Origin of the sequence: Arcanobacterium hippocoleae, from assembly GCF_040360365.1 — a bacterium.
GTDB classification, from domain to species: domain Bacteria; phylum Actinomycetota; class Actinomycetes; order Actinomycetales; family Actinomycetaceae; genus Arcanobacterium_A; species Arcanobacterium_A hippocoleae_A.
On sequence record NZ_CP136412.1, the window covers coordinates 2,353,789 to 2,380,533 of the forward strand.

At 47.3% G+C, this 26,745-nt stretch carries 18 protein-coding genes, 1 tRNA gene and 6 pseudogenes; 16 read left to right on the plus strand and 9 right to left on the minus strand.

What is annotated here, in order from left to right:
• Positions 1–214 precede the first annotated feature (214 nt).
• Together gnpA and RQN30_RS12075 are read left to right on the plus strand one after the other, a co-directional pair.
• A complete protein-coding gene (gene gnpA / locus RQN30_RS12070; protein WP_353060690.1) occupies positions 215–1,627 on the plus strand; it encodes a 1,3-beta-galactosyl-N-acetylhexosamine phosphorylase in 1,413 nt (470 codons plus the stop codon).
• A complete protein-coding gene (locus tag RQN30_RS12075; protein WP_353060691.1) occupies positions 1,546–2,415 on the plus strand; it encodes a lacto-N-biose phosphorylase central domain-containing protein in 870 nt (289 codons plus the stop codon). Before gnpA ends, RQN30_RS12075 begins: the two co-directional genes overlap by 82 nt.
• A gap of 199 nt (positions 2,416–2,614) precedes the next feature.
• Here the strand turns inward: RQN30_RS12075 and RQN30_RS12080 are convergent.
• The 6 genes and pseudogenes from RQN30_RS12080 to RQN30_RS12105 form a co-directional block, all read right to left on the minus strand.
• A pseudogene (locus tag RQN30_RS12080) lies at positions 2,615–4,035 on the minus strand (amino acid permease).
• 352 nt (positions 4,036–4,387) lie between these two features.
• On the minus strand, positions 4,388–4,540 hold the full coding sequence (locus RQN30_RS12085) for a hypothetical protein (protein ID WP_353060692.1): 153 nt from the start codon (positions 4,538–4,540) through the stop codon (positions 4,388–4,390).
• Between the two features lie 645 nt (positions 4,541–5,185).
• Entirely contained in the window at positions 5,186–6,478 is a 1,293-nt protein-coding gene (locus RQN30_RS12090) for a UTP--glucose-1-phosphate uridylyltransferase (protein WP_353060693.1), read from the minus strand.
• Positions 6,479–6,860: 382 nt separating this feature from the next.
• Positions 6,861–7,981 (minus strand): annotated as a pseudogene (locus RQN30_RS12095) (6-phosphofructokinase).
• 266 nt (positions 7,982–8,247) lie between these two features.
• A complete protein-coding gene (locus RQN30_RS12100) occupies positions 8,248–8,601 on the minus strand; it encodes a DMT family transporter (RefSeq protein ID WP_353060694.1) in 354 nt (117 codons plus the stop codon).
• Positions 8,602–8,604: 3 nt separating this feature from the next.
• Positions 8,605–8,919 (minus strand): DMT family transporter, encoded by a 315-nt coding sequence (locus RQN30_RS12105; RefSeq protein ID WP_353060695.1) that lies wholly within the window; start codon positions 8,917–8,919, stop codon positions 8,605–8,607.
• Positions 8,920–9,477: 558 nt separating this feature from the next.
• Between RQN30_RS12105 and RQN30_RS12110 the strand changes: the two are divergent.
• The 4 genes and pseudogenes from RQN30_RS12110 to RQN30_RS12125 all read left to right on the plus strand — a co-directional run bounded on the left by RQN30_RS12110 (position 9,478) and on the right by RQN30_RS12125 (position 14,450).
• Positions 9,478–10,947: pseudogene (locus RQN30_RS12110) on the plus strand (amino acid permease).
• A gap of 969 nt (positions 10,948–11,916) precedes the next feature.
• Positions 11,917–13,491 (plus strand): aspartate:alanine exchanger family transporter, encoded by a 1,575-nt coding sequence (locus RQN30_RS12115; RefSeq protein WP_353060696.1) that lies wholly within the window; start codon positions 11,917–11,919, stop codon positions 13,489–13,491.
• Positions 13,492–13,662: 171 nt separating this feature from the next.
• Positions 13,663–13,944, plus strand: a complete 282-nt coding sequence (locus tag RQN30_RS12120) for an HU family DNA-binding protein (RefSeq protein ID WP_353060697.1) — start codon at positions 13,663–13,665, stop codon at positions 13,942–13,944.
• 125 nt (positions 13,945–14,069) lie between these two features.
• Positions 14,070–14,450, plus strand: coding sequence for a DUF3039 domain-containing protein (locus tag RQN30_RS12125; RefSeq protein WP_353060698.1), 381 nt, complete (start codon positions 14,070–14,072; stop codon positions 14,448–14,450).
• A 264-nt stretch (positions 14,451–14,714) separates the two neighbouring features.
• Here RQN30_RS12125 and RQN30_RS12130 read toward each other — a convergent pair.
• Positions 14,715–16,081: pseudogene (locus tag RQN30_RS12130) on the minus strand (nicotinate phosphoribosyltransferase).
• 122 nt (positions 16,082–16,203) lie between these two features.
• Between RQN30_RS12130 and RQN30_RS12135 the strand changes: the two are divergent.
• The 6 genes and pseudogenes from RQN30_RS12135 to rdgB all read left to right on the plus strand — a co-directional run bounded on the left by RQN30_RS12135 (position 16,204) and on the right by rdgB (position 20,848).
• Complete coding sequence (locus tag RQN30_RS12135) at positions 16,204–17,460, plus strand: ATP-dependent Clp protease adaptor ClpS (protein ID WP_353060699.1); 1,257 nt, start codon at positions 16,204–16,206, stop codon at positions 17,458–17,460.
• Positions 17,461–17,470: 10 nt separating this feature from the next.
• A complete protein-coding gene (gene murI, locus RQN30_RS12140) occupies positions 17,471–18,286 on the plus strand; it encodes a glutamate racemase (RefSeq protein ID WP_353061857.1) in 816 nt (271 codons plus the stop codon).
• A 336-nt stretch (positions 18,287–18,622) separates the two neighbouring features.
• On the plus strand, positions 18,623–19,000 hold the full coding sequence (locus RQN30_RS12145) for an MBL fold metallo-hydrolase (RefSeq protein WP_353061864.1): 378 nt from the start codon (positions 18,623–18,625) through the stop codon (positions 18,998–19,000).
• Complete coding sequence (locus tag RQN30_RS12150; RefSeq protein ID WP_353060700.1) at positions 18,982–19,164, plus strand: MBL fold metallo-hydrolase; 183 nt, start codon at positions 18,982–18,984, stop codon at positions 19,162–19,164. The genes RQN30_RS12145 and RQN30_RS12150 overlap by 19 nt, the downstream gene beginning before the upstream one ends.
• A 197-nt stretch (positions 19,165–19,361) precedes the next feature.
• Positions 19,362–20,096: a ribonuclease PH gene (rph, locus tag RQN30_RS12155; protein ID WP_353060701.1), complete on the plus strand. Its 735-nt coding sequence runs from the start codon at positions 19,362–19,364 to the stop codon at positions 20,094–20,096.
• Positions 20,097–20,216: 120 nt separating this feature from the next.
• A pseudogene (rdgB, locus tag RQN30_RS12160) lies at positions 20,217–20,848 on the plus strand (RdgB/HAM1 family non-canonical purine NTP pyrophosphatase).
• A gap of 47 nt (positions 20,849–20,895) precedes the next feature.
• Here rdgB and RQN30_RS12165 read toward each other — a convergent pair.
• Positions 20,896–21,447: a DUF4916 domain-containing protein gene (locus tag RQN30_RS12165; RefSeq protein WP_353060702.1), complete on the minus strand. Its 552-nt coding sequence runs from the start codon at positions 21,445–21,447 to the stop codon at positions 20,896–20,898.
• A gap of 328 nt (positions 21,448–21,775) precedes the next feature.
• On the opposite strand from RQN30_RS12165, the gene RQN30_RS12170 reads away from it, so the two are divergent.
• From RQN30_RS12170 to RQN30_RS12185, 4 genes and pseudogenes are all read left to right on the plus strand, one after another.
• Positions 21,776–22,108: a hypothetical protein gene (locus RQN30_RS12170; protein WP_353060703.1), complete on the plus strand. Its 333-nt coding sequence runs from the start codon at positions 21,776–21,778 to the stop codon at positions 22,106–22,108.
• An 80-nt stretch (positions 22,109–22,188) separates the two neighbouring features.
• The gene (gene bcp / locus RQN30_RS12175; protein ID WP_353060704.1) at positions 22,189–22,668 is read left to right on the plus strand and encodes a thioredoxin-dependent thiol peroxidase; all 480 of its coding nucleotides are present in this window, start codon (positions 22,189–22,191) and stop codon (positions 22,666–22,668) included.
• Between the two features lie 135 nt (positions 22,669–22,803).
• Positions 22,804–24,527, plus strand: a pseudogene (locus tag RQN30_RS12180) (thiamine pyrophosphate-binding protein); the annotation flags it as partial.
• 262 nt (positions 24,528–24,789) lie between these two features.
• Positions 24,790–24,872, plus strand: a tRNA-Leu gene (locus tag RQN30_RS12185).
• A gap of 676 nt (positions 24,873–25,548) precedes the next feature.
• Here the strand turns inward: RQN30_RS12185 and RQN30_RS12190 are convergent.
• Positions 25,549–26,718 (minus strand): phosphoglycerate dehydrogenase, encoded by a 1,170-nt coding sequence (locus RQN30_RS12190; protein ID WP_353060705.1) that lies wholly within the window; start codon positions 26,716–26,718, stop codon positions 25,549–25,551.
• Between the last annotated feature and the right edge of the window lie 27 nt (positions 26,719–26,745).

Genomic DNA, 26,745 nt, shown 5'->3' on the forward strand with positions numbered 1-26,745 from the left:
AATCACCGCATATCAGACGCATAAAATAAAGCTGGGTTTTACTGATGCCGGTAAAACTTGAAAACGGTTAAAATCGTCGCAGCATGCAATATTAAAGCTGCCGATAACTGATTGAACTGCTAAACCGGTGCAGTGAAATCAGAACTCGAAATAAAACGAAATATAATATTTACAGGTAAACCAAATGAAAGATTCACAACAGAAGGAGTGTCCGATGGCAGGAAGGCTTACAATCCCAACCGACCTTGATGTGGTGCCGGAAACCCTTGAGCTAATGGAACGCTGGGGCGCTGATGCGATCCGCGATGCCGACGGCACTGATTTTCCGCAAGAACTTGCTGATTCGAATGCAAAGATTTACAAGACTTACTACACCACCCGCAAAGATAACGAGTGGGCGCAGGCAAACCCGGATGAAATACAGCAGTCATATTTGATGACGGCATTCCATACCGCTGCCGCGGGTCCGCTGAAAATAAAGCTGATGGCAGGTATTTCTCCAGAGCTGATGGCGCCGAATACCCGCGACGATATTAAACGTTGGTGGGAAGTAGTGGATCGGACCACCGGTGAACCGCTTGCTCCGGAATCCTGGGAGTATTGCGGGGAAAACGGGGAAGTGGTGATTGCAGATCCAACCCCGTACCATGAGTACACTGTTTCCTTTCTCGCATACCTGATTTGGGATCCGGTCCATATGTACAATGCCGTCGTAAATGACTGGAAAGATGTGGAGCATCAAATCACCTTTGATGTGCGCCAGCCGAAAACTCGTGAATGGTCAATGCAGCGTCTGCGGACTTTTATTGAAGAACACCCATATGTGGATGTGCTTCGATTCACAACATTCTTCCACCAGTTCACGCTCGTTTTTGACGAACTGCGCCGTGAAAAATACGTGGATTGGTACGGATATTCTTCATCTGTTTCCCCATATATTTTGCAGCAGTTCGAAGCGGAAGCGGGATACAAGTTCCGTCCGGAATTTATTATCGACCAGGGATATTACAATAACCAATACCGCGTTCCAAGCAAAGAGTTCCTTGATTTTCAGGCATTCCAGCGCCGTGAAGTGGCGAAACTGGTGAAGGAAATGACAGATATCTGCCATGAATACGGTAAGGAAGCAATGATGTTCCTTGGCGACCATTGGATTGGTACCGAACCATTCATGGATGAGTTTAAAGAAGCCGGTGTTGACGCGATTGTCGGTTCCGTCGGCAATGGTTCTACGCTGCGTCTGATTTCTGACATTAAAGGTGTGGAATACACCGAGGGCCGGTTCCTGCCGTACTTTTTCCCGGATTCTTTCTACGACGGAGCCGATCCGGTGATCGAAGCAAAAGAAAACTGGGTTACAGCACGCCGGGCAATTCTGCGTTCGCCAATCGACCGTATCGGATACGGCGGATATTTGAAGCTTGCATATAAGTTCCCGAAATTTGTTGAATACGTGGAATCGGTTGCAAATGAATTCCGTGAACTGTACGCAAATATTAAAGGGACCACGCCGTTTAGTATCAAAACAGTGGCAGTGCTGAACTCGTGGGGAAGGCGCGCGCTTGGGGCGCGCACATGGTGCACCATGCGCTCTACCAGAAGCAGAACTACTCCTACGCTGGTGTGATTGAGGCGCTTTCGGGGGCGCCGTTTGATGTTCGCTTTATTTCTTTTGCTGATGTGCGTGCGGATTCTGCTGTGCTTGACGATGTGGATGTTATCATCAATGTTGGTGATGCTGATACTGCGCATACCGGCGGTAAGGTTTGGGCTGATCCGGAAATAGTTTCGGCGATTCGAAAGTTTATCCATCGCGGCGGCGGATTTATTGGCGTCGGTGAACCGTCAGGGCACCAGTATCAAGGGCATTTCTTCCAGCTGGCAAGCGCACTTGGTGTAGAGAAAGAAACCGGATTTACACTCGGCTACGACAAATACAACTGGGATGAACACCGCGATCATTTCATTCTTGCTGATGTGAAAGATACAGCTGCCGGCGCCGACGGCGAAGGCAAAGCCGCACGCACCAATCGCCGGCCAAACTTCGGTGAAGGAAAGAAGTCGGTTTATGCTCTTGAAAGCGCTCAGGTTCTTGTCCAGGATGAAAAAGAAGTACAGCTTGCAGTGAATACTTACGGCGAAGGACGTGCCGTTTATATTTCCGGTTTGCCTTACTCTTTCGAGAATGCGCGCCTGCTCTACCGCAGCGTACTTTGGGCAGCAAATGCGGAAGATGAGCTGCAGACATGGTTTTCTGCGAACTACAATGTCGAAGTGCACGCATACGTCGCAAACGGAAAATACTGCGTTGTAAATAATACTTACGCTCCGCAGAGCACCACCGTTTACCGCGGCGACGGATCCACTTTCAATCTCGATCTTGCCGCCAATGAAATCCGCTGGTATGAAATCTGAGATTCACCGCTCAGCCGGAAAACAAACTGCCGGGAAAACTAAATGAAATTCAGGCTTGGGAGCTAACTCTGAAAAGAAGAAACTCCCAAGCCTAAATTTTGAAATTTTGATTCAATCGGTGAACTTCAAGCGGAATGAATCGGACGTTAATTTTCGGAAAATCTGCGAAAGAACCAGGTTTTACTTTCGTTCTGCAGTTTTACTTTCGTTCCGCAGGCGTATCCGCATTCTTCCGAAACATCCATGCGATACCAAGAATCATGAACCAAACCGGCGTAAGCAGAAAAGCTGCACGGGTATCTGGATCAATTGCCAGCAAGGCGGCAATAAAGATGATGAAAGCCAAACATAGGTATGGGGTCCATGCGGAACCCGGCATTTTATACGCAGATGCTGCATGCGCCTGCGGGAATTGCTTCCGATACTTGATATAAGCGAGCACGATTAATGCCCAAATTCCGAGAATCAGGGTAGAAGCTGCGTCCATTACTAAAATAAAAGCATCCATCACGCTGCCGCCGATCCAGAGCAATGGCAGGAAAAGGAAGATTAGCCCGCCGGACAATGCAAGAGCACGTGAAGGCACATGACGCTTTCCTAAGCGTCCGAAAGAGCGGGAAGCATGGTGAGTTAAGCCCAAACCATAAAGCATTCGTGAAGAAGAATAGATTCCGGAATTGGATGAGGACGCAGCGGAAGTTAACACCACGAAGTTCATCACTGAAGCTGCAGCAAGCAGACCCGCCATATTAAAGACGGTGACGAATGGGCTGGCTTCCGGATTGATCACATCCCATGGAGTAATGGACATAATTATTGCTAACGAAAAGACATAAAACACCACAATCCGCATGGGGACAGCGTTAATTGCCCGCGGAATTGTGGTTTGCGGATTTTGGGTCTCAGCAGCCGTCGTTCCAATCAGTTCAGTGCCAATAAAAGAGTAGATTGCAATCGGAAATGCGGCAAGGAATCCGGCGGCACCCGTCGGGAAAAACCGTCATGCGTCCAAAGGTATGTGAACGAAGCTTCAATTCCGTTTGATCCGGTGAATCCGGTAGCGACCATAACTCCGCCGACGCCAATTAGTGCCAGAATCGCAATGATTTTAATCAGCGCAAACCAGAATTCGATTTCGCCAAACAGTTTTACTGTCAGGAGATTTGAAATCAGCAGGGCAAGCAGCAGCACGACGGTGCAGAGAGCGGAAATCGCAGTATTTTTAATCCAAAAGTCGAAGTATCCGGTGACAACGACCATATCGCCGATTGCGATAATTACCCAAAGCACCCAATAGCTCCAGCCGGTAAGATATCCGGCAAAAGGCCCGAGCAGATGTCCGGTAAAATCTTGAAACGATTTATATGAGAGGTCATGCAGTAATACTTCTCCCATTGCCCGCATAATCAGGAACAGCATCAGACCAATAATCGCATAAACGAGCAGAATCGCCGGGCCGGCAAGATGAATTGATCTGCCTGATCCCATAAATAAACCGGTACCGATTGCGCCGCCAAGAGCGATCAGCTGAATATTGCGGTTCGAAAGGCCGCGTTCCAATTTTTCCTTCGGCTGTTTTTGCGGCTTTAGATTTTGCATGGCTCGTGATTCCGTACTCATTAGATTATCTCCGTCATTTTTCGTCGCTACTTCTTTATCTCCATGTTTATTCGGTTATGCGTTCCGCTATTTATTCAATAGTGTGCATAATACATTCGTTCAAGAAACAGTCATTCAAAAGTAAGGTATAGGATTACTTTTCCTGAGTTTACTCTTTGAGATGATGTACATGCTTAATCCATGGATCCAAGAATGAATGAAAATGCACACAGAAAAAGCAAAGCTGCTGATGTAAATCTCTGCAATGCTGGTTTTGCAGCTCGTATTCGGGTGATAAATGGTTAACGGTTAGCGGTTAGCGGTTAGCGGTTTAGTCATTAGCGGTTAGCCGTTAGCCGTTAGCCATTCAGCATTAAGTGATGGTGTAATCCGTATTTTTAACGTAAGTGATGGCGAAATCGGCGGTTTTGATTAACGACGGGAGTGCCGTCGTTATCACGAGCCTGTGACCAGCACAAATATGATCACTTCCGACGCTGAAAATCCCAACCCGAGTTCTTGCCACCAGTTACGTAACTTTTTTACTTCTTGCCATCAGTTACTTAGAGGGGAAGCCATGTCGCGCTGGTGATTGTGTGATGTGGTTGGCTTGTTCGAGCTGCAAGAGCACGTAAGTCGGTAGTGGAATGGATACGAGAGTACGTAACTGGCGGCAAAGTTCACCTAAATCGACTCTGCACTTTTTCTTTGTATTAGCGGAATAAAAAGCTGGTAGTTATTCGGGCGGAAAGCGGTGTTTTTGCATAGATTAAGCCTGACCGCTATGCAAAAACACCGCTTAGAACCCGGCCCAAATCGACCCAACTAATTGAACCCAGATAATTGGAACCGGCCAAACTGGAGCCAACTAATTGAACCCAGATAATTGGAACCGGCTAAATTGGACCAAACTAAAAAGACTTCCACAAAAAATAACCGCCGCGAATCCGTCGCCCTGCAGCACATCCGCAGTGAACCCATTGCCTGCCGCGAATCCGTCGCCCCGCCGGAGCCGCGCAAACAAACAAAATATAAAGAGCAATTTAATCGCAATAACAACGAACGGTAACCGCAATAAGAGCGAACGTAAAAATGATTGCTGCGCAGTCCGCTGTATCAGACTTCGCAGCAATCAAAATTTTCGGATTAAATATTAAACTAAGAATTAACCTTAATTTTCGACGACGGCATCGCCGGTGAAAGTTTGCGGCTGAGTAAAGTGCACATCACCTTTCACGGTAAACGACGCAGCATTTTTTAATGAGGGGATAACCGCAAATCGTTCTTCAAAATCAGCAATATTTTTGAAGAACTTTGGATCCAAATTCACCAGCGGAGCTTTTTCCGCAATCAAGCGCAAAATGCCGTCAACGCCGAGTTCGTAAGCGTCTGAACGGATTGTGAGTAAATCATTGGTTGTTTTCACGGGGAGGAATCGTTCGCGCGGAACAAGAATTGGCTGTGTTCCAGCAAATGCTTCCACGATTGCGCCCATCGAAGTTTCGAGTTGATAAACTTCGGGAGTGGAGGAGTCGGTTGGGTCGATATGCTTCCGATTACGGATTAGGGGCAAACCGGCAATTCCGCCGCGTTCTTCAAGAAGTTTATCGAGCGCTTCAAGGTTAAACCACAGATTATTCGTGTGGAAGAGCCGATGCCGGAATTCGTCAGTAAAATAATGCATATCCGCTTCCGGCGTTTGGGCGGTATCGCGTAAAATTACGTGACCGTCGGAAATCCGCCGTGCCAAATGCCCGCCTTTGCGGTCAGCGGCAGTACGCACGCAAACTTCCGGAGCATATGGAGCGCCGCTTTTTGCGAACCATCCAGCGATTTTCGGATGCGGATAAGAACCGAGATTATCCGCATTTGAGGTGGCGAGATATTTGTATCCTTGCGCAAGAAGTGTTTTCACAAGCCCTTGATCTTGCAAACATGTGTAAATATCTCCATGCCCTGGCGGACACCATTCGAGTGCCGGGTCAGCCGGCCATTCCGCAGGTTCTAAATCTTCAACGCGGAGTTTCGGTTCTTTTCCTTGTAAGAAGTCGAGCGGTAAACCTGCAACTTTCATCTTCTCATCAAGCGCAGCAAGCGATTCATCGCGGGTACGGAAAGAATTCATTAACAATAACGGCAGCTTTACGCCGTATTCTTTGCGTGCCCACTGCACCTGCTGGGAGATGATATCGATGAAACGTTTCCCTGCAGTTACCGGAAGCAGCGACTTGGCGTGCTCCATTCCCATTGAGGTTGCCAATCCGCCGTTGAGTTTCAGCAGAACTGTTTTCGAAAGTGCTTCCCGAGCTTCTGCAGCGCTAACTTCAACGGTGGAAATATCGGCTGCGTCGGTGATTGGCTCAATCGTATCTTCTGGAATTAAACCAGTTGCTCCTGATTCAAGTTGATGGAAATAATACGTGAACACCTTAATTCCGAGTTCGCTCACGCCATTGGCGCGCATTTTTCTTGCGCATTTTCTAATGCAGACACACTCAAATCCTTACTCTGTTGTAAATGCGGATAAATGGGATCTGGGGATAATGCGGAATATTCAAAACACACATTATCAATCCTGATAATCCGGTACTTCAATCTTAGCTTCCAATGGTTCGCAAAGTTGGAAGAAAACTGAAATTTTTATTTTTCAATGAATGTCTGTTACGTATTTTTGCCTTTCAGTTGCCAAAATAAGTATCAGCCGACGGTACAGAATTTGTTCATGTGCGGATGTGCAATCATTGATTCTAGGATGATCCGGGTTTTATCGGGGTTTTATTCGCATCGTTGATTCGGGGGGAAAAAAGAGAGAGGGAAAAAGATGTTCAGTGCCGAATCTAATCTGCTCAATCACCAAACCCAGTTTCAACTTCCCGGGCAGCTTTCACCCACTCGTGTTCAAGGTCGACATATTTTACTTTGCCGGCAACGTTTTCCAGCGGAACATGCACATTTTCGCTGCCTTTCGTGCCGATCATTACGCCGCTGATTCCGTCGGCGATTGCTGCAGCTCCAGCGGCACCGAGACGGGTAGCGAGCAGCCGATCTGCTCCCACCGGGGTTCCTCCGCGCTGGACATATCCAAGAATAGTTACGCGTGATTCGAGTCCGGTGGCGGCTTCAAGCTTTTCCGCCAAACGCAAAGTATGACCGCGGTGTGCAGCTTCAAGTGCTTTCCGATTTTGTTTTGCCAGTGCACGTGTTTCAATTGAGTCGGTGTCTGCGATCAGCTGATTTGAAATCCGCAATTTTTCAGCATACTCCTGGTCCATTGCACCTTCGGCAACAGCAATTACTGAAAAATGTTTTCCCTGTTCACGGCGTTTCGAAATAGTTGCCACAATTTTTTCGACGGAATACGGAATTTCCGGGATGAGAATAATATCGGCTCCGCCGGCAATACCTGACCCGAGTGCCAGCCATCCGGCACGGTGTCCCATGATTTCAACGAGAATAATCCGATGGTGGGAATGTGCGGTGGAGTGCAGCCGGTCGATGGCGTCAGTGGCAATTTCTAATGCGGTTGAGAATCCGAAAGAGTTATCTGTTTCCACAATGTCGTTATCAATTGTTTTCGGCAGGTGCAGCACATTCAGTCCGGCTTTTGCAGCCGCAGCGCGTTTTTAGCGGTACCGCCGCCGCCGAGAGTAACGAGAGCATCGAGCTTGTTTTGCTCATATATCTGCATAATGTGTTCGCGCATATCGCGTTCGGTGCCGTCGATCATCATCCGGTGCACTTTGTCGCGTGAAGTGCCGAGAATTGTTCCGCCGACGGTTAGAATACCGGAAAGGGAGGCAGAATCCAGTTTGATGAACTTATTTTCGCAAAGTCCGCGGACACCTTGCTGAAAGCCAATCAGTTCCATCCCATATGTTCCGACTGCTGAACGCCCAAATCCGCGAATCGCGGCATTGAGTCCCGGAGCGTCTCCGCCGGCGGTAAGAATCCCAACTCGTTTTGCCATATTTTCCTCACGATCTTAGTTCAGTAACTGTATTTCAGCTTGCCGTCTCTATCACAGCTAATACGATTTTAGTTTCTGCTGTCTCGGCTTATGCGCCGGATAGATAAACAGCTATATCCAGTGTATTCCTTCTTACAGTGCGAGGAGATATTTTGCAGATTTTTGCGGAAGTTTTGCGGAAGTTTCCGTGAAACAGGCATTTTTCCGGATTAAGTTTCCGTGAAACAAGCATTTTTTCCGGATTAATCAGCGCGGAATAATTCAGCTTATTCCGCTGCGGATGCGGTTTCGCGCTGCTTCTCTGTGTTTGCAGTTAGTTTCAGCCCGATTACGCAGGCAAGAATTCCGGTGAGAAATAATATTTTGGATACTGAAAAGGGCTCATTTCCAATTAACATCGCAGTTACGACGGTCAGGGCTGTGCCGACGGCTGTCCAGACAGCGTAAGCGGTGCCGATCGGAATTTCTTTTATCGCACGGGCGAGACCGAGTATTGACAAAATATTTGCCACGAAAAATATGATACTGGGAACAAGTTTTGTAAACCCGGCAGATAATCCGAGAGCGCTTGCCCAGATTGCTTCAAATATTGCTGAAATAATGAGGATAATCCAAGCCATGTCTCAACTCACCGCTTTCAAACCGGCTGCGCATCCAAGCAGTATGAGCAGCAGCAGTACGCGGATTAGCGTGATTTTTTCAGTGCCGGTTGCGATTGCATAAATCACGGTCAGGGCTGTGCCGACGGCTGTCCAAACTGTGTAGCATGTTCCAATTGGCAGACTGCGCATTGCTGCAGCAAGACCAGCTAAGGATCCAGTCATAAAAATAATAAAAGCAACTATTGGGCGAATTTTCTTTAATCCGTCACATTTGGTGAGCGCAATCGCCCATCCGGATTCGAAAAATCCCGCGATAATCAGAATCAGCCAAGCCATTTAATACTTTCCTGGCCGTCTTGTCTAATGCGGGTACGGCTCCCTCGTCCGCGAAACTGTTTTGTTCCTTTCGCCCAGCTTACCGGAATATCATTTGTTTCACGATATTTTCATTCGGAAAAGATAAGAAAAGATAATCGGCAGTGCTGATTACGGTATTATTGAACCGGCTTAGCTGTTTAAACATGTCTCGCCGAATAAATATATTCAGATGTATAAATGTACGTGTTTAGATTTTTGACACAGAAGATAGTTTGTGTAATTACTATTTATGCCGGGAAGACGCTGAAAGCAGCGGAAACATAGCTTGGCAGATTTAGAACGGATTCTGATTTGGCGCTGATGATTTGCACAGCAAATCGTTTTCGATTCTGATTCGAGAAGCGCGAGATGGTGAAAGCTGGTGCGATTGCCGTCGTTATTTTTGCAGATAGACTTAGCGTGAAAACAAAACCTGTTTCGGGTGTTTCGGGAATCTTTGATTTTGAATCTTTGATTTTAAATATCTGAGCAGGTATTGAATCGGCACTAGTGATTATGAAATTTGGAGGTGTAAAAATGACCGATTCCTTAACACAATCGACCCATAATCATACGCAAGGCGGAGGTCTGAAGCGTTCATTACGTGCGCGGCACCTCAATATGATTGCGATTGGCGGAGCAATCGGCACGGGGCTTTTGTAGCTTCCGGAGCAACGATTTCGCAGGCCGGGCCGGGCGGTGCACTGCTTTCGTACGTGCTCATTGGGACAATGGTCTATTTCTTAATGCAGTCGCTTGGTGAAATGTCGACCTATCTCCCAGTGGCTGGTTCTTTTGAAGAGTTCGGAACCAGATTTGTGAGTCCGTCGTTTGGTTTTGCGACGGGCTGGAACTACTGGTACAACTGGGCAATCACAGTGGCTGCGGAGCTTGTGGCTGCCGCTCTCGTAATGCAGTATTGGTTTCCGGATACGCCGGGTTGGATTTGGTCGCTTGGATTTTTGACGATTCTCTTTTTGATTAACGCTTTTTCAGCCCGTTCTTTCGGTGAAGGCGAATTCTGGTTTGCCGGAATTAAAGCAGCGACGGTAATCATTTTCTTAGTGGTTGGCGTGCTGATGATTTTGGGAATTCTTGGCGGGAATGCTCCGGGTTTCACAAATTGGAATACTGGGGATGCGCCGTTCGTAAATGGCGGAGTCGGTGTACTTTCGGTATTTATGATTGCGGGATTCTCGTTCCAGGGTACGGAGATGCTCGGTATTGCGGCAGGGAGACGGAAAATCCGGAAAAAGATATTCCGCGCGCTACGAAAACCGTGTTTTGGCGGATTTTGCTTTTCTATGTCGGCGCAATTGCTATTATCGGTTTCCTCCTTCCGTATACTGATCCGCAGCTGCTTAATCCAAACGAAGATATTGCACTCAGTCCGTTTACGCTTGTTTTTGAACGTGCCGGTGTAGCTATCGCTGCGGGCGTGATGAATGCTGTGATTCTTACATCGGTGCTTTCGGCAGGAAATTCAGGTTTGTATGTTTCGACTCGAATGCTTTATGCGTTAGCAGCTTCCGGTAAAGCTCCAAGAGTTTTTGCACAAACCACACGCCGCGGAATCCCAATGGCTGCACTGCTTGCAACCACTTTTATCGGCTTGTTTGGTTTTTCCTGTCTTTAATCGGAACCGGTGAAGCATACACGTGGCTGGTTAATGCCTCTGGTCTGGCTGGTTTCATTACCTGGGTTGGGATTGCGTGGACGCATTTGAAATTCCGCAAGGCTTATGTTGCTCAGGGGAATAGTCCGCAGGATTTGCCGTTCCGGGCAGCTTTCTTCCCGCTGGGACCGATTATCGCTTTGGCGATGTGTATTCTTGTGATTGTCGGTCAGAACACTGAAGCGTTATTTGGGCGTGCGGATTTTATCTCGCTGCTGTCGAGCTATATCGGATTACCGCTGTTTATTGGGCTTTGGGTTGGACATAAGCTGATTACGAGAGCGCCAAAGGTTAATCCGATGCAAGCTGATCTTTCCCGCGCACATTACTGACTGTATGCAAGCTTCGTATTTTTTAACGTAAGTGGTGTGAAATGCGCATTTTTTAACGTAACTGGTGGCAGGATCTCCGCGAGCATACGTAACAGATGGCGAAATCTGCATTTTTTAACGCAACTAGTGGCGAGATCGGCTTTGACGGCTCTGCACATTTTCGTTTGTGTTAGTGAAATGAAACTGGTGTTTGTTCGGGTGGAAAGCGGTGTTTTTGCATAGATCAAGCCTGACCGCTGTGCAAAAACACCGCTTGGAACCAGTCAAACCAGACCCAAGTAAATACACTCTGCACATTTTATTTGTGCCGCAAGTATCGTCAGCTGACGCAACTGATGGCAAAGTGCCCGTGAAATTACGTAAGTGGTGGCGAAATGCGAATTTTTTAACGTAGCTGGTGGCGAAATGCGCGGTTTTATTTCCCGACGGTAGTGCCGTCGTTATCGCGAGCCTTTGACCTGCATAAATACAAATGCTTTCGACGGTAATAATCACAGCCCGACTTTTTGCCACCACTTACGTAACGAAATTAAGTTCTTGCCACTAGTTACGTAAAGTTTTCTGCTTTTGCTGCCAGTTACGTAACGGGAAGCTGGTCTCGCTGTTGAATGTATAAGTGTGAGGGGCTGCGAGAATATGTAACGGGCTGCGAGAATATGTAACGGACTGCAAGAATACGTAACTAGCTGCAAGAATACGTAATATGAAGAGCCGATATTGCCGGCAGCGCAAACCGCTGGTACCGCATGGAGTTGCACACTATTTAACGCTGGATAAGCGTCATGATAATCTTTTCCACCCAGTCTGAGCGGTGGAGTTGCGCACTATTTAACACTGAATAAATGCCCGAAAGCGGCGTTGCGCTGCTATTTTGCGGAATCTGGATTGCTCTGATCTTGAAAAACAGAGAAAAATTAGGGTGTGTGGCCGTAACCTTGAAATAGCGAAAATTTTGAAAGGAACTCTGAAGTGGCAGATTTATTATTATCTTCTCCGTTGTTGACTATTTTTACTGTGGTAGCGCTCGGTGCTGCTTTAGGGATTATTCCTTTCGGGCCGGTAAAGCTCGGTGCTGCCGGGGCGCTTTTTGTCGGTCTTTTAATCGGAAACGTCGTGCCGCAGTTAGGTGAACAGCTAGTTGTGGTACAGTCGCTCGGATTGGCTCTTTTCGTCTATACCGTCGGGCTTGCAGCAGGGCAAACATTCTTTTCTGATTTGCGCAAACAGGCGAAGCTGATGATTGGTTCAGTATTTGTGCTTGCGGTTGGGGCGGTAATCGCGATTATTTTTGGGAAAATGCTGGGGCTGAATATGGGGTTGACTGCCGGTATTTATTCCGGCGCACTTACTACCACTCCTGCTCTTGCGGCCGCAACAGCAGCAGCGGGCGGTGATGGAGCGCCCGGGGTTGGATATTCACTCGGATATCCCGTCGGCGTGATTGTCGCAATTATTCTTGTTTCAATGATTGTTTCGCGCAAATGGACGGGAAAGAATGATACGCCGTCGCTATCGGGGCAAACGCTTTTTGCAACGACGGCTCTTGTTGCAAACCCGATGTCGGTACGTGAAGTTCCAGGTTGGAAAGAGCAGAAGTTTAAGATTTCTTATTTGCAGCGCGGAGAAATTACCCGTGTATTTGTTCCGGGTGAAGAGCTGCAAAAAGAAGACCAGGTTGTGATTGTGGGGCTTGAAGATGATGTGCGCATCGCAATTGCCGCAATTGGGGAGGAAGTTGCGAAACATTTAGCTGATTATCGTGCGCGGGTCGAATTTGAATCCTTTGTTGTTTCAAGTAAACGGATTGCCGGCCGCACTATCGCTGCACTGAATATGGCTGGGCGGTTTGGAGCGTTAGTTACCAGAATTCATCGCGGAGATCTTGAGCTGCTTGCTACAGATTCGGCACGGCTGGAGGTCGGGGATCGGGTAATGGTGGCGTATCCGCGGGCAGAACATGAAAATATCCAGCACTTTTTCGGTGATTCCGAGCGGAAGATTTCGCAAATTGATGCGATTTCGATGGGATTTGGGATGACTTTGGGAATTATGCTGGGAATGATTGAAATTTCACTGCCTGGAGGTGTGCATTTCTCGCTTGGGACAGCAGCCGGACCGCTTATCGTGGGAATGTTTTTAGGTGCTTTACAGAAAACTGGCCCATTTCTTTGGCAAATGCCGCAGGCGGCAAATCAAACTATCCGCCAGTTAGGGCTGTTACTCTTTCTTGCAGCTGTTGGGATTTCGTCCGGGAAAGCGTTTATGGGAACTGCGTTTACGACGGCAGGAGCGCTTTCTGGTTTACTGGCATTTACAATTGCGGCCGTGATTTTGTTATTGACTGTATGTGTAGGCAGATTAGTAGGAATTTCGGCACAGCGAACTGCCGGTGCGATGGCGGGAATTCTGGGGCAGCCGGCAGTACTTGCTTTCGCTTCCGCAAAAGAAAACGACGAGCGGATTGAAGCCGGTTATGCGGCAATTTTCGCTTTAGGAATTATTGTGAAGATTGTTTTGGTAACGGTGATTGTTGCAGTCGGTTAGAAGTTTTGCGCAGAAAATTGTGAAAGATGTGAAAATAGTGGTTAAAAAACGTGTCATATTTAGCAACACGCGGGCTGAATTAGCGTATTACTGCAGGTTTCCGCTATGTTTCTAGTTAGTGGTTCCAATGAACCATTCAGAAATATCCAATATCTTCATGAGAGGAATAAAATGGCCCTCAACCGTACCGATCTCATTGCAAAGATTGCTGCGAAAGCAGAACTTACGAAAGCTGATGCAGATAAGGCTCTTTCCGCACTCCAAGCAGTGCTCGTTGAGTCACTCGAAGCAGGAGAAGCTGTAAAAATTACTGGTCTGATGTCTGTAGAGCGGACCAAGCGTGCAGCTCGCAAAGGCCGTAATCCGCGTACTGGCGAAGAAATCGACATCCCAGCTGGTTATGGTGTGAAGATTTCTGCTGGCTCGAACCTGAAGAAAGCTGTGAGCGAGTAAGTAAATCTTTGCCATAATCTGGTAAATATCTTTTATGGTTTGGGAGTGCAATGGATTTTGCGCTCCCAAATTTGTAATTTCAGCAGTTGCGGAATGTACCGCAAAAATATGTTTAAGATAGATGCATGAATAATAATCAGCATGCAAGAATTATGCCTGGAATCAATCTTAGTCTTGATGACCCGCGTGCGCCGGGTAGTTCAGGCGGTCTGGGCGCACCTGGCGGTCCTGAGACCGTCGGTCAATCTTCCACTGCACTTCTTGAGCGCACGGAAGCAGAAAAAGCTCCCGGGGATAATGAACGCTTCGCTCATTACGTCCGTGAAGATAAAATCATGAAGTCAATGGTAGAAGGCGGACCAGTGGTAGCGCTCTGCGGGAAAGTTTGGATACCGGTGCGCAATCCTGATAACTATCCGCTTTGCCCAACTTGTAAAGAAATCTACAAAAACCTGAAAGGCGGCGGAAACGGAGATACCTGGCCGTTTGGTCCCAATAAACCGTAAATCTTGATGCTGTTGTCCGCAGCCGTGCAACTGCAGGAAATCTGCGATTTTTGGGAATATATCGTGAAAGAAAGTAATCCGGCAGTGCGGAGTTTCGAATCTTCCACTGCCGCTTTCCGCTGCCGAATTACTGGTTTGGTTTGCGATTTTCGTTTTGAAAATTATTCCCGGTAAGTTCCGATTCAAGGAAATCCCCTGCAGCCGGCGAATATCAGCAGCCGGCTGCAGTATTCCCCGGGATTGCCTGGGAAAATTAGTTAAAAATCATTCTTGCGGATCGTCTGCTGCGAAAATATCAATCATTTCTGTCGGAATTCCCGGCTCGCCTTCAGACAGCCGCCAAGCTGCATAAGGCAAAGCCGCCCGTGAATTTCGATGCAGCGAAGCTGCCGCTGCAAGCGCATCTGCATTAAAGTATTTCGGATTAATTACGCCGTCTTTCACCAGCTCGACTTGCAGCGGGCGGGCGCCTTGTTTTTCCAGATACGCCAATCCAGATTCGCGGGTTTGTGCAGAAACTATAATTTCTTTCAGCGCACGGCCGGTTTCGTCATGTGTGCGTCCGGCAACCTTTAATCCGCCTACAGTCGTTTTCGCAGCTGACTTTTTGCCACCTCGCGCATTTTCCCGTCGTCACCTGCACAAGCTACCAGTTTATAAACCATTTCCGCGGTTGGCCGCCCGGATCCGGTAACTACTTTTGTGCCGACTCCGTAGGAATCAACAGGTGCGGCGTTCAATGCGGCAATTGCGTATTCGTCAAGATCGTTCGTAACTGTAATCTTGGTTGATACTGCTCCAAGATCATCAAGCTGCTTGCGTACCTGAAATGCCTGCGCCACTAAATCACCTGAATCAAGCCGGATTGCGCCAAGCTCACCTCCGGCACGGCGGGCTGCCTCCACCGCATTCTTTACGCCTTGCCGGACATCATAAGTATCAACAAGAAGCGTGGTTTCGGTGCCCATCGTCGCAATCTGCGCAGCGAAAGCATCTGCTTCACTATCGTGAAGCAATGTGAACGAGTGGGCTGCTGTACCGATCGGTTTAATCCGATACCGACGGCAGGCTTCAAGATTTGATGATCCGACGAACCCGCCAATTATACAGGCACGTGCAGCTGCAATTGCGGAAACTTCATGTGTACGGCGCGAACCCATATCTAAACACGGACGGTCATGTGCGGCAATCGTCATGCGGGAAGCAGCCGTCGCGACCGCTGAATCGTAGTTAAGAATCGAAAGCAGCAGTGTTTCAAGAATTACCCCGTCGGCAAAGGATCCGATAACGGTGAGAATCGGTGATTGCGGAAAATAGCATTCCCCTTCTGCATATCCGTATATTGATCCGGAAAACTTCCAATCACGGAGAAAATCAAGCGTCTTTTCGCCCACTACTTTTGCTTCGCGTAAGTATTCAATTTCTGTTGCCCCGAAAGTAAATTTTTCCAAAGCTGCAAGTGCCCGTCCAATTCCAGCTACCACACCGTAACGGCGGTGTCCTGGAAGACGCCGTGCAAAAAGTTCAAAAACGCAGTTCCGATCTGCGCGTCCGTCTTGCAATGCTGACTCAATCATGGTCAGCTCATACATGTCAGTCAAAAGAGCAGTGCTCTGTGGAAAAGTGTCCATATAGGAAACGTTAGCTTGAAAATGTGAGACCATGCGGGAAATACGTGATATTTTTTCAAACTTCTTGGAATTTGAGTAGAGTTTCACACGTGGCAAGGAAAAATACGTTAGTAATTGAGGATATGAATATTTTCGAGATCTGTTCAAACATGCAGCATGTTAACGGCCGCGTTAGTGATAGCGGGGCTGATAAGAGTCTGTCTGCGCCGGAAAACAAAAATGCCACATCTACTCTTGAGCGGAAATCTCCAAACTGGGTTACTGTTGTGCATAATGATCCGGTTAATTTAATGTCATATGTACAGTGGATTCTCGAATCATATTTTAATATGGATGCTAATGTGGCGCGGATAAAAATGCTGCAGATACATAACGACGGCAGAGCAATCGTTGCCCGCGGAGGAAGAGAAAAATGGAACGCGACGCACAAGCAATGCATTCTTATGGTCTTTGGGCAACAATCGAACTGGAGGGAATCACGGATGATTGCTTTCCGAATCGTGCGCGGAGGATACCGTGCAATGGCGACTCCTGATGAATGCGAACTCTTATGCAGTCTTGCACGTGATGTTATTTACATTCTCGGTGCAGATATTGAGGAAGAGCTGGAGCGCGCTAATGAACGTAAAGAATTTTTAGCACAAAATGGTGTTTTTTCCAGTGAATCAGAAATTCATTCAAACGCTGATCGGGAAAGTTTATTACTGCGTGCAGCTGCCATTGAAGAGGATTTGTTTACGCAGCTTGAAGATGAATTTGCGGGAATTGAAGAGCGGCTGGAAGATGAAGTGCATAAGCATGAATTTAATTCTGATCAGGCTCCGGCGCAGCGCGATGATGCGCTGGTGCGGCTGCTTCCAGATATGAGTGAAGATCCAGGCGAAGCGACCGAACTTCGTGAGCTGACGGAAGAAAGCATTTCTCTTACCAAGGTTGAAAATTTAACACGGATATATCAGAGTTTAAAGAAAATTGTGGATGGGGAACGGAAACAAAGTGCAGGTTTTCGCAATAGCTATCCGCAAGACCTGCGTGAACACGGCGGGAACTATTCGGAGCGTGAGACGCTCGATAGCGGAAAAGAACTATTAAATTCGCATTATGATGTGTTTGTGCCGAACGAAGACGCACCGTTCTGGCTTGCAGCGATTAACGATATTCGGCTTGTGCTTGCGACCCGTCTGGAAATTGACGACGATGCAATCAACGAATCAGTTTATGAACGTTCGCAGTTATTCACCAGTCATTCGATGGTGCATGACGAGAATATTCCGGAAATCGAGTCGCCGGATGATATGATGACGGTGCTCTACACCATGCTTTCCTGGTGGCAAGAGTCACTGGTAAGCGCGGTGAGGAATAAGGCGCTTCGCCGATAATATGGAAGACATGAATAACGCGCCGATTGGGATATTTGATTCAGGGCTGGGCGGTCTAACGGTAGCACGCGCAATTATCGATCAATTACCAAATGAAGCGATTACTTATATCGGTGATACCGCTAATAGCCCGTATGGTTCGCGTAAAATTGCCCAAGTGCGCGAACTTGCACTGAAAATTATGGACTATTTGGTGGAGACAGGCGTGAAAATGCTTGTAATCGCGTGCAATACTGCCTCTGCAGCAGTACTCCGCGACGCACGTGAACGATACACCTTAGCGCATGGAATTCCGGTGGTGGAAGTAATTCAACCGGCGGTGCGCCGTGCCGTGCAATCAGTAAAAAATGGGAAAATCGGTGTGATTGCGACCCAGGCGACGATTGATTCGCGGGCGTATGCGGATTCTTTTGCCGCTGCTTTAAATCTTGAGATTACTTCCGCCGCTTGCCCGCGTTTTGTCGAGTTTGTCGAAAATGGCGTCACTTCCGGGGCGGAATTAATTGCCGTCGCAAACGAGTATCTTGCTCCGCTGAAGCGGGCAGGTGTTGATACTGTTGTGCTTGGCTGTACACATTACCCGCTGCTCACAGGTGTAATCTCCTATGTGATGGGGGAGGAAGTTACTCTCGTTTCTTCTGCGGAAGAGACTGCAAAAGATGTATTCCGTGAACTTACCAAGCGTGATTTACTGCGCACTGAGCAGTCTGGAGAGCCGGTACGAGATTTTTTCACTACAGGAGATTCTGGAAATTTTCCGGTTTTGGCGCGCCGCTTTCTCGGACCCGAAGTACGCAATGTCCGTTCAATTACTCACAAATTGTGATGAGAAGAGGTAGTTACATTGTATAAGAGTTGTATCAGAAAAAAGCTAACCCCAATTAGTATCGCAGGAAGGCTGTAATCCAATGAAACTAACCATAATTGGATGTTCGGGTTCAATGTCTGGCCGTGACGGTGCAGCTTCATCCTATTTGCTGCAAGCTGAGGGTCTCGACGGAAATGGTCTGGTACGAACATACTCAGTGATTCTTGACTTTGGACCGGGAGCAATGGGGAAGTCACTGAACTATCTTGATCCGGCGCTCCTTGATGGAATAATTCTTTCACACTTACATGCAGATCATTGTGCGGATATTGTTGGAATGCAGGTTTACCGCCGATGGCATCCGCAGGAGCTCTTTCCCGAATACCGGTGCTCAGCCCTGGAGACGGGCTGCGCCGCACCCGGCAAATTTCGGATGACAGCCCAGAAGAAACCTATGCCGGAGAATTTGAGTTTATCCAAGTGCAGCCAGGAGATACGGCAAATCTTGGACCGATGCGTTTCGAATTTTTCGCAGCGAATCATACAGTTCCAACAGTGTGTATTCGGGTAACGGCTCCATCATCGATTAATCCGGAAAATGAGGTTGTGTTTGCCTACTCCGGCGATACTGATGTTTGTGAGGGGTTGTTGATGCAGCTACCGGTGCAGACCTTTTCCTCTGCGAAGCCGCATTTGAAGAAGAACGCGATACTGTGCGCGGTGTGCATCTAACTGGTTTGCGTGCCGGAATGGTTGCGCAGAAAGCTGGTGCACGTGAAATTGTGCTCACTCACCTCCAGCCGTGGACCGACCCGGTACGTACGGAAAAGGATGCAAAACAGGAATTTGCCGGGAAAGTAAGCCTGGCTGTACCTGGTGCTGTTTACGAAATTTAAGATTAAAAAGAGCTTGGAGCGGTGCAGCATAAACTTAAGCGTATTTGCTGTAAATAACGGTCAGGATTAGCTGCAGCCGGATACGGGGCTTTTTACAGGGCTCTGCCGTCGGTGAAAGAAAAATTAATACTGAAAGTATTGCTGGTTTAACTTGTAAAACTGGTTCAACTTATACAAATCAAAGGAAGAATGAAAATATGGCACGCCAAGATGGCCGCGGATATGATGAACTGCGTCCGGTGAAGATAACCCGAAATTACCTTGATACAGGCGAAGGCAGCGTATTGGTTGAGTTTGGAAACACGAAAGTTCTTTGTGTAGCTTCATTTACTGCAGGTGTGCCGCATTGGCGGAAAGATTCCGGGCTTGGATGGGTTACCGGTGAATATGCAATGCTTCCGCGGGCAACTTCTACCCGCAATCAACGGGAATCTGTAAAAGGAAAACTGTCCGGACGTACGCAGGAGATTTCACGGCTTCTTGGGCGATCGCTGCGGACAGTGGTCGATATGTCAGCACTTGGGGAAAATACGATTGTCCTTGACTGCGATGTGCTCCAAGCCGACGGAGGTACCCGCACTGCGGCAATCACCGGAGCGTATGTTGCCCTTTACGATGCTGTGCAGTGGGGAATCAAAAAGGGATTAATTCGGGAAAACTTCGAAAAGCCGGTGCTGCGTGACAGCGTTTCGGCAATTTCTGTCGGTGTGATTGACGGGCAGGTTTGTCTGGATTTGCCGTATGCTGAAGACGTGCGTGCTGAGACTGATATGAACGTGGTGATGACAGGCGCAGGCGCATTTATTGAAGTACAAGGGACTGCGGAGCATGAACCTTTTACTCGTGATGAGCTTGCGAAACTGCTTGACTATGCGGAAAAAGGAAATCGGGAACTTGCTGCAATTCAGCGGGAAGTGCTGAAAAGAAGTTGATTCGGGATAAATTTGGGCGGAAACGGTAAAGCCGCTGCGGTAAAATCGGGTGTTGCGAGGGATTCATACAGGGCAAATCCTTTGCGGAAATATAAATAGCACAATCGGAAAGATATGCAGATGGGGAAGCTGAATACTGAACCGGAACTGATAATCGCAACCTATAACCAGCATAAGCTGAAAGAGATTCGTGAGATTCTCGGAAAATTTTTACCTAACTTAGATCCGCTCAAGATTCAAAGTGCGGCAGAGTTTCGAGTTTCTGAACCGGTGGAAGATGGCGTTAATTTCGCAGAAAATGCGTTAATTAAAGCGCGTGCGATTGCTTTTCAGGTTGGAATACCGGCGCTGGCGGATGATTCTGGAATTTGTGTAGATATTCTTGGCGGAGCTCCAGGAATTTTTCCGCGCGTTGGGCTGGGAAACATGGCGACGATACCGCAAATCTTGATTTGCTGCTTGCACAGCTTGCGGATGTGCCTGCGAAGAATCGGGGAGCGAGTTTCGTTTGCTGTGCTGCGCTAGTGCTTCCCAATGGTAAAGAGTTCACTGCGGACGGGAAAGTTGCGGGAACTTTACGCGGTGCGCGCGCGGGTACTGATGGTTTTGGATATGATCCGATTTTTCAGCCAATTGGGATGAATCAGACTCTTGCTGAAGTGAGCGCAGTGAAAAAGAACCAGATTTCGCATCGAGCCCGCGCATTTGAAAAGATTGCCCCGATTGTGGGGAAAGAAGTCTGCGGGGTTTGAGATCCGGATTGGATTCCCAAAATTATTTCCGGATCGGATTCCCGCAGTTATTTTCCGAGGTAGGCAAGTGCGCGGCGTAAAATTTCGAGCTGACTTTTACATATTTCCGCCTGTAAGCTTGGAGTGGCAATTTCGCCTGGGGTAAACCATGAAAATTCGATTGCATTGGAGCTTGGTTCGCAATCTCCAGCCATTGGAACAATATATCCAAGTGATACAGCATGTTGCCGTGAGTCATAGAGATGATCGCCTGGTGTGGAAAAATATTCGCCGACGGTAAAGGGCAGGTTTGAGACGGGCAGCTGCGGGAGAGCTATCGGCCCGAGATCCTTTTGGATATGTCTTATAAGTGCTTCGTGAATAGACTCGTGAAGCAGGACCCGTCCGCTGACGATTGAGCGTTGGAGTACATCGCCGTCGGTACAAAGCAATAATCCGACTGCTTTCAGGCAGCCTTGTGCGTCAAGTTTTATTGGGACGATATCGACGTAAAGAATCGGTATTTTATTCCGCACGAACTCAAGTTCTTCAGGAGAAAGCCAGGAAGCTGATCCGTCAGAATCTGGATTTGGGAAACTCTGTGCAGATAATTCAGACATGTTTTGATTCTGCCAGTCTTGCGTATCGAGTTGCAGTACAGTGCAGAGATTTTGGCGCGTAGTGAAATTTTTTCGGCCGTTCGGCTGTTTTTCGGATTCGTGATGTGTTTGCCGGGATTAAGGGATGTGGGAATATCAGGAATTCGGGAATATTGGGAATATCGGTGCTAAGGATGAAAACAGAGTGCAGGATCCTAACTTTTGATAATCATGCATGGATCACCGCGGCGCACGATGATAAGGGAAAAATTGCTCATAACAGAAGTCTGGGGCAGGTGCGGAAAAGATTCATAATGATATTTCGGAATCTGTGTGGCAAAGTGGAAGTGTGAAAAGGTATCTTAAACCGATGATGTGGCTGAATACGTGTTTTTCGCTTATTGTTGCCGTATTTAGTTTTTTCGCGCTTTTTAAGCTCGGAAATCAGCCGGCATTAGTTGTTTTTTCAAGTATTGCGGTAATTGCATTTATCGTGCTTATTTACGGCATGATGAAAGAAAGGCCGGCAATCGTTGCAGCGGGAGCACTTGCAATTTCACTTTTAATGCCGACGGAATTTGGAATTTTTCCAATGATTATCGGATTCATTTTCTTTGTGATACTTCTTTCGCTGCAGCTTTATCTGATTTTATTCGCGGAAAATTCCCGCGGAGAAAAATAAACTACAATTAAAACTCAATATGCGGATGTATGCATTTGCGCGGTAAGTGCTATCTCTTGAAACTGAAAAGGATGATTCAGATGTCGCAATTTGAAGTAGGGCAAGCAGCTCCGGATTTTACGCTGCCAATAGTCGGCGGCGGAACGGTGACGCTTTCTGAAGAACTAAGAAAAGCGGAAAAAGGAGTGCTCGTTTACTTCTATCCGCGTGCAATGACTCCAGGATGTACGAAAGAAGCTTGTGATTTTCGTGATTCGGAGAATTCTTTACGCAGTGCAGGGTATCGGGTGATCGGGGTTTCTCCGGATAGTTTGGAGAAGTTGGAGCAGTTTGCAGAGCGGGATAATTTGAATTTTCCACTGGCTGCTGATGCGTCTAAGGAAGTGATGACGGCGTGGGGTGCTTTTGGGGAGAAAAAGAATTACGGAAAGATTGTGCAGGGTGTAATTCGTTCCACTTTTGTGATTGATGGGGATGGAAAGTTTGCGCTTGTGAAATATAACGTGAAAGCTACTGGGCATGTTGCGCGGTTGCGGCGTGAATTAGGGATTGATGCCTAATATTTGTATTTTCGCCTTATTTCCTTATTTTACAAGACCATAAAAATAGTTTAGAATTCAACTATCTCAGGGTTGGGAAATAGTTCCAGTCCGGTTTATGAGGGGCAAACTATGGTGAAAATTAACGCTGCCGATGCGATGATGAAAGTTCTCGAAGCCTACGGTGTAGAGCGAATCTATGGGCTTCCTGGCGGATCTTTGGATTCTACTATGAACTCCATCTTTAATTTTCGAAATCGGATTCATTATGTTGGTGTGCGGCATGAGGAAGCGGGAGCGCTTGCCGCTGCAGCAGAAGCGAAACTTACCGGTAAAATTGGAGTGACTCTCGGGTCTGCTGGGCCAGGTGCGGTACATTTGCTCAATGGTTTGTATGATGCGAAAACCGATAACGTGCCGGTATTGGCAATTATCGGTCAGGTGCCAACCTCGAATATGAATAAAGATTTCTTCCAGGAAATGCCGGAAAATCCGATTTTTGCAGATGTTGCAGTTTATAACCGTACAGTTATGACGGCGCAGCAGCTTCCAATGGTGATTGATAAGGCAATCTCAAAGGCTTATGAGATGGGAGGGGTTTCCGTCGTTGTAATCCCAAAGGATCTTGGCTGGGAAGAAATTGAAGATACTTACATTCCTTCAGCAGGTGTTTTTGCAAAGCCTGAGTGGGAGCGCAAAGCACGAATCGAGGATGTGCGCAAGGCTGCTGATTTATTGATTTCGGCAAAGCGTCCGTTGATTTATTTTGGGCAAGGCGCGCAAGGTGCGGCTGATGAATTGCGTGAGTTATCTGATCTTTTACGTGTGCCATTGGCTTCCACTTATCTTGCAAAGCCGATCTTGGAGGGAATGAACCTGCATGGATGCTCTCAACTGGTAGGGTTGCTACGAAGCCAGGGGTAGAGGTTGCGCATACGGCGGATTCAGTTCTGTTTATTGGAACTAATTTTGAATTCCCGATGTTTAATAGTGAAGCGAAGTTTATTGATGTAAATTTGCGTCCGTCAGTGATTGGGGATCGTCATCCGGCTTATCTTGGTGTGCTTGCGGATGCGCGCATATTTTTGCGGCAGTTACTTACTGAGGTGCAGGATCGGAAAGCTGCTGGGGTCAATTTAACCAGCGCGCATGATCGTTGGTATGATGCTGCGGTTGAAAATCGTCGTGAGTGGGATGCATGGATTCAAAAGAATGCTGAGCGTATTTCAGAAGCTCCAGCTCGCTTTGAGTCAATTTATCAGGTGATTAATCAGATGGCGGCTGATAATGCAGTGTTTGGCGTGGACGTTGGCAATGTAAATATTGCAACGGCGCGCTTCCTTGAAATGAGTAAGGAGCGTACTTTTACGACCTCACCACTGTATGCCACGATGGGGTATGGGATTCCAGCTGGTCTTGCTGCTGCGCTTGCTTATCCAGGGCGTGAAGTGTGGACGCTTTCCGGTGATGGGGGTGCGGCAATGATGATTCAGGATTTGCGTGCACAGGCAGATGAGCATTTGCCAATTATTAATGTGGTATTCACAAATAAATCGCTTGGTTTTATTGAGGCTGAGCAGGATGATACCAAGCAGCCGCATTCGGGTATTGATTTATCTGATATTGATTTTGCGAAGGTGGCTGAAGGTTTTGGCGTGAGGGGTTGCACCGTGCATACAGGTGAAGAATTTGCACGTGTTGTTAACGAGGTGAAAGGCACTAAGGATCCGGTGCTGATTGATGTGAAGATAACGAATGATCGGTTGCTGCCGGTTGAAAAATATGCATTCTTGCCTCGGGAAGCACTTTCAGATTTTGCACGCGAATATGCGGCGACTGATTTGACACCGTTTGCGGAAATCCTTGAGAAGTATGAGGCGTAAATTCTGCTGATTTGATTTGGAATGGTGATTTCAAACTCTTATTGGGCTGGGCATTTTGGGTGATAGTTTTTTGTTCGCTGGAAATGTTCAGCCCTTATTGGTTTATTTGAATCTAATCCTGTTTGGATTGATTTTTATGTGTTCATAGGCGTTTTTATTTTCTTTGAGAATGGGTAAGTTTTTGATTTGGAAAAAACTGTTTGAATCGTTAAACTTAACGAGTTGAGCTTGCCGCTTTGATGGGTGGTATGGTTCGGTTTGCGCGAGTGGCGAAATTGGCAGACGCGCTAGATTTAGGTTCTAGTGCCTTCGGGCGTGGGGGTTCAAGTCCCCCTCGCGCACAATGAGGAGAGATTTAATCCAAGCTTGCTTGAGGTTAAATCTTGACGAAATTGTGTTCAAGAATTTGCGGAGTGAATTCTTGAAAGCACCGTTGTTGTGGTGTTTAGGCTTTCTTATTAGTGAAGGCGGCGCGGTGGTGCATGATTTTGCGGAGCAAAATTATTAGCACTTTGTGGTGATATTTAATCCAAGCTTGCTTGAGGTTAAATCTTGACGAAATTGTGTTCAAGAATTTGCGGAGTGAATTCTTGAAAGCACCGTTGTTGTGGTGTTTAGGTTTTCTTATTAGTGAAGGCGGCGCGGTGGTGCATGATTTTGCGGAGCAAAATTATTAGCACTTTGTGGTGATATTTAATCCAAGCTTGCTTGAGGTTAAATCTTGACGAAATTGTGCTCAAGAATTTGCGGAGTGAATTCTTGAAAGCACCGTTGTTGTGGTGTTTAGGTTTTCTTATTAGTGAAGGCGGCGCGGTGGTGCATGATTTTGCGGAGCAAAATTATTAGCACTTTGCGGGGTGTCTCTTGGCATAGGTTCGGATATATCGCGAGATATTTTTTATTTTGTGTGGTGGTCTCGCGCGTCATTATTCCTTTTTGGCTTGGTATTTTTGGTTTTGTTGATGGTGTGTTCAGCGATGGCGGCGCAGCTAAATCAGCTGCACGCACAAATTCGATTTCACTGCAATACCCGCACGCGCACAACTCCGTCGATTTGGGAAATCTTTTCAGTAATTGTTTCGTCTGCTGATTCGTCTACATCAAGCAGCACATATGCGATGTTTCCGCGGGAGCGGTGGCTCATATCGTTGATGTTAATATTATGGGTGCCGAGTACGCTTGTAATCGCAGCAAGCATATTCGGCACGTTCTTATGCATTACGCAAATTCGCGCCGGATCTTTCAACGGACCAAGAGAACAATTCGGAAGGTTTACTGAATTTGTGATATTGCCGTTTTCAAGGTAATCAACAAGTTCCTGTGCAGCCATTATTGCACAGTTTTCTTCTGATTCTGCTGTTGAAGCACCAAGATGCGGGATAGCAATACATCCTTTCATATTTATATTTCTGGTATTGGGTAAATCGGTGATGTACTGTGAGATGATTCCAGAATTTAAAGCTTTTTCGATTGCCTGCTCATCGATGAGTCCGTCTCGGGCAAAATTCATCACCACTGCGCCCGGTTTGGCTGCAGTAAGTACATCTGCGTCAATTAGATTCGCTGTCTCTGCTGTGAACGGCACATGCAGCGTAATGTAATCACTTTGCGCAAATATTTTCTCAATCTTTGCGGTATATTTCATTTTTGCCGGCAAGCGTTCTTCCATTTGTGCAGTGAGATAAGGATCGAATCCGATTACCTGCATTCCGAGAGCGAGAGCGGCATGAGCTACCCGCGATCCGATTGCTCCTAATCCAATGATTCCGAGCACTTTTCCGCTAAGCTCATTTCCGGCAAAAGCTTTCTTCCCTTCCTCAACATCTTTTGTCAGGGTTGGGCTGGTGCTGATTTCCTTGACCCATTGAACTCCGCCGATAATATTGCGTGCAGCAATCAGCATTGCACAGAGCACAATCTCTTTTACGGCGTTTGCATTTGCGCCCGGAGTGTTAAACACTGCAATCCCATTTTCAGTAGCACGTTCCAGCGGGATATTGTTTGTTCCTGCACCGGCGCGGGCAATTGCGCGCAAACTTTGCGGGAATTCCAGTTCATGCATATTGGCTGAACGTACTAGCACGCCGACGGCGTTTTCGATTGAATCGCTGGTGATGCAGTTTTTTCCGAGAGCGGTAATTCCGGCATCGGCAATATTGTTCAGCAGCGCAATTTTATGGCGATTCATAGTGTTCCTTTCAAAGGATGATGGGAA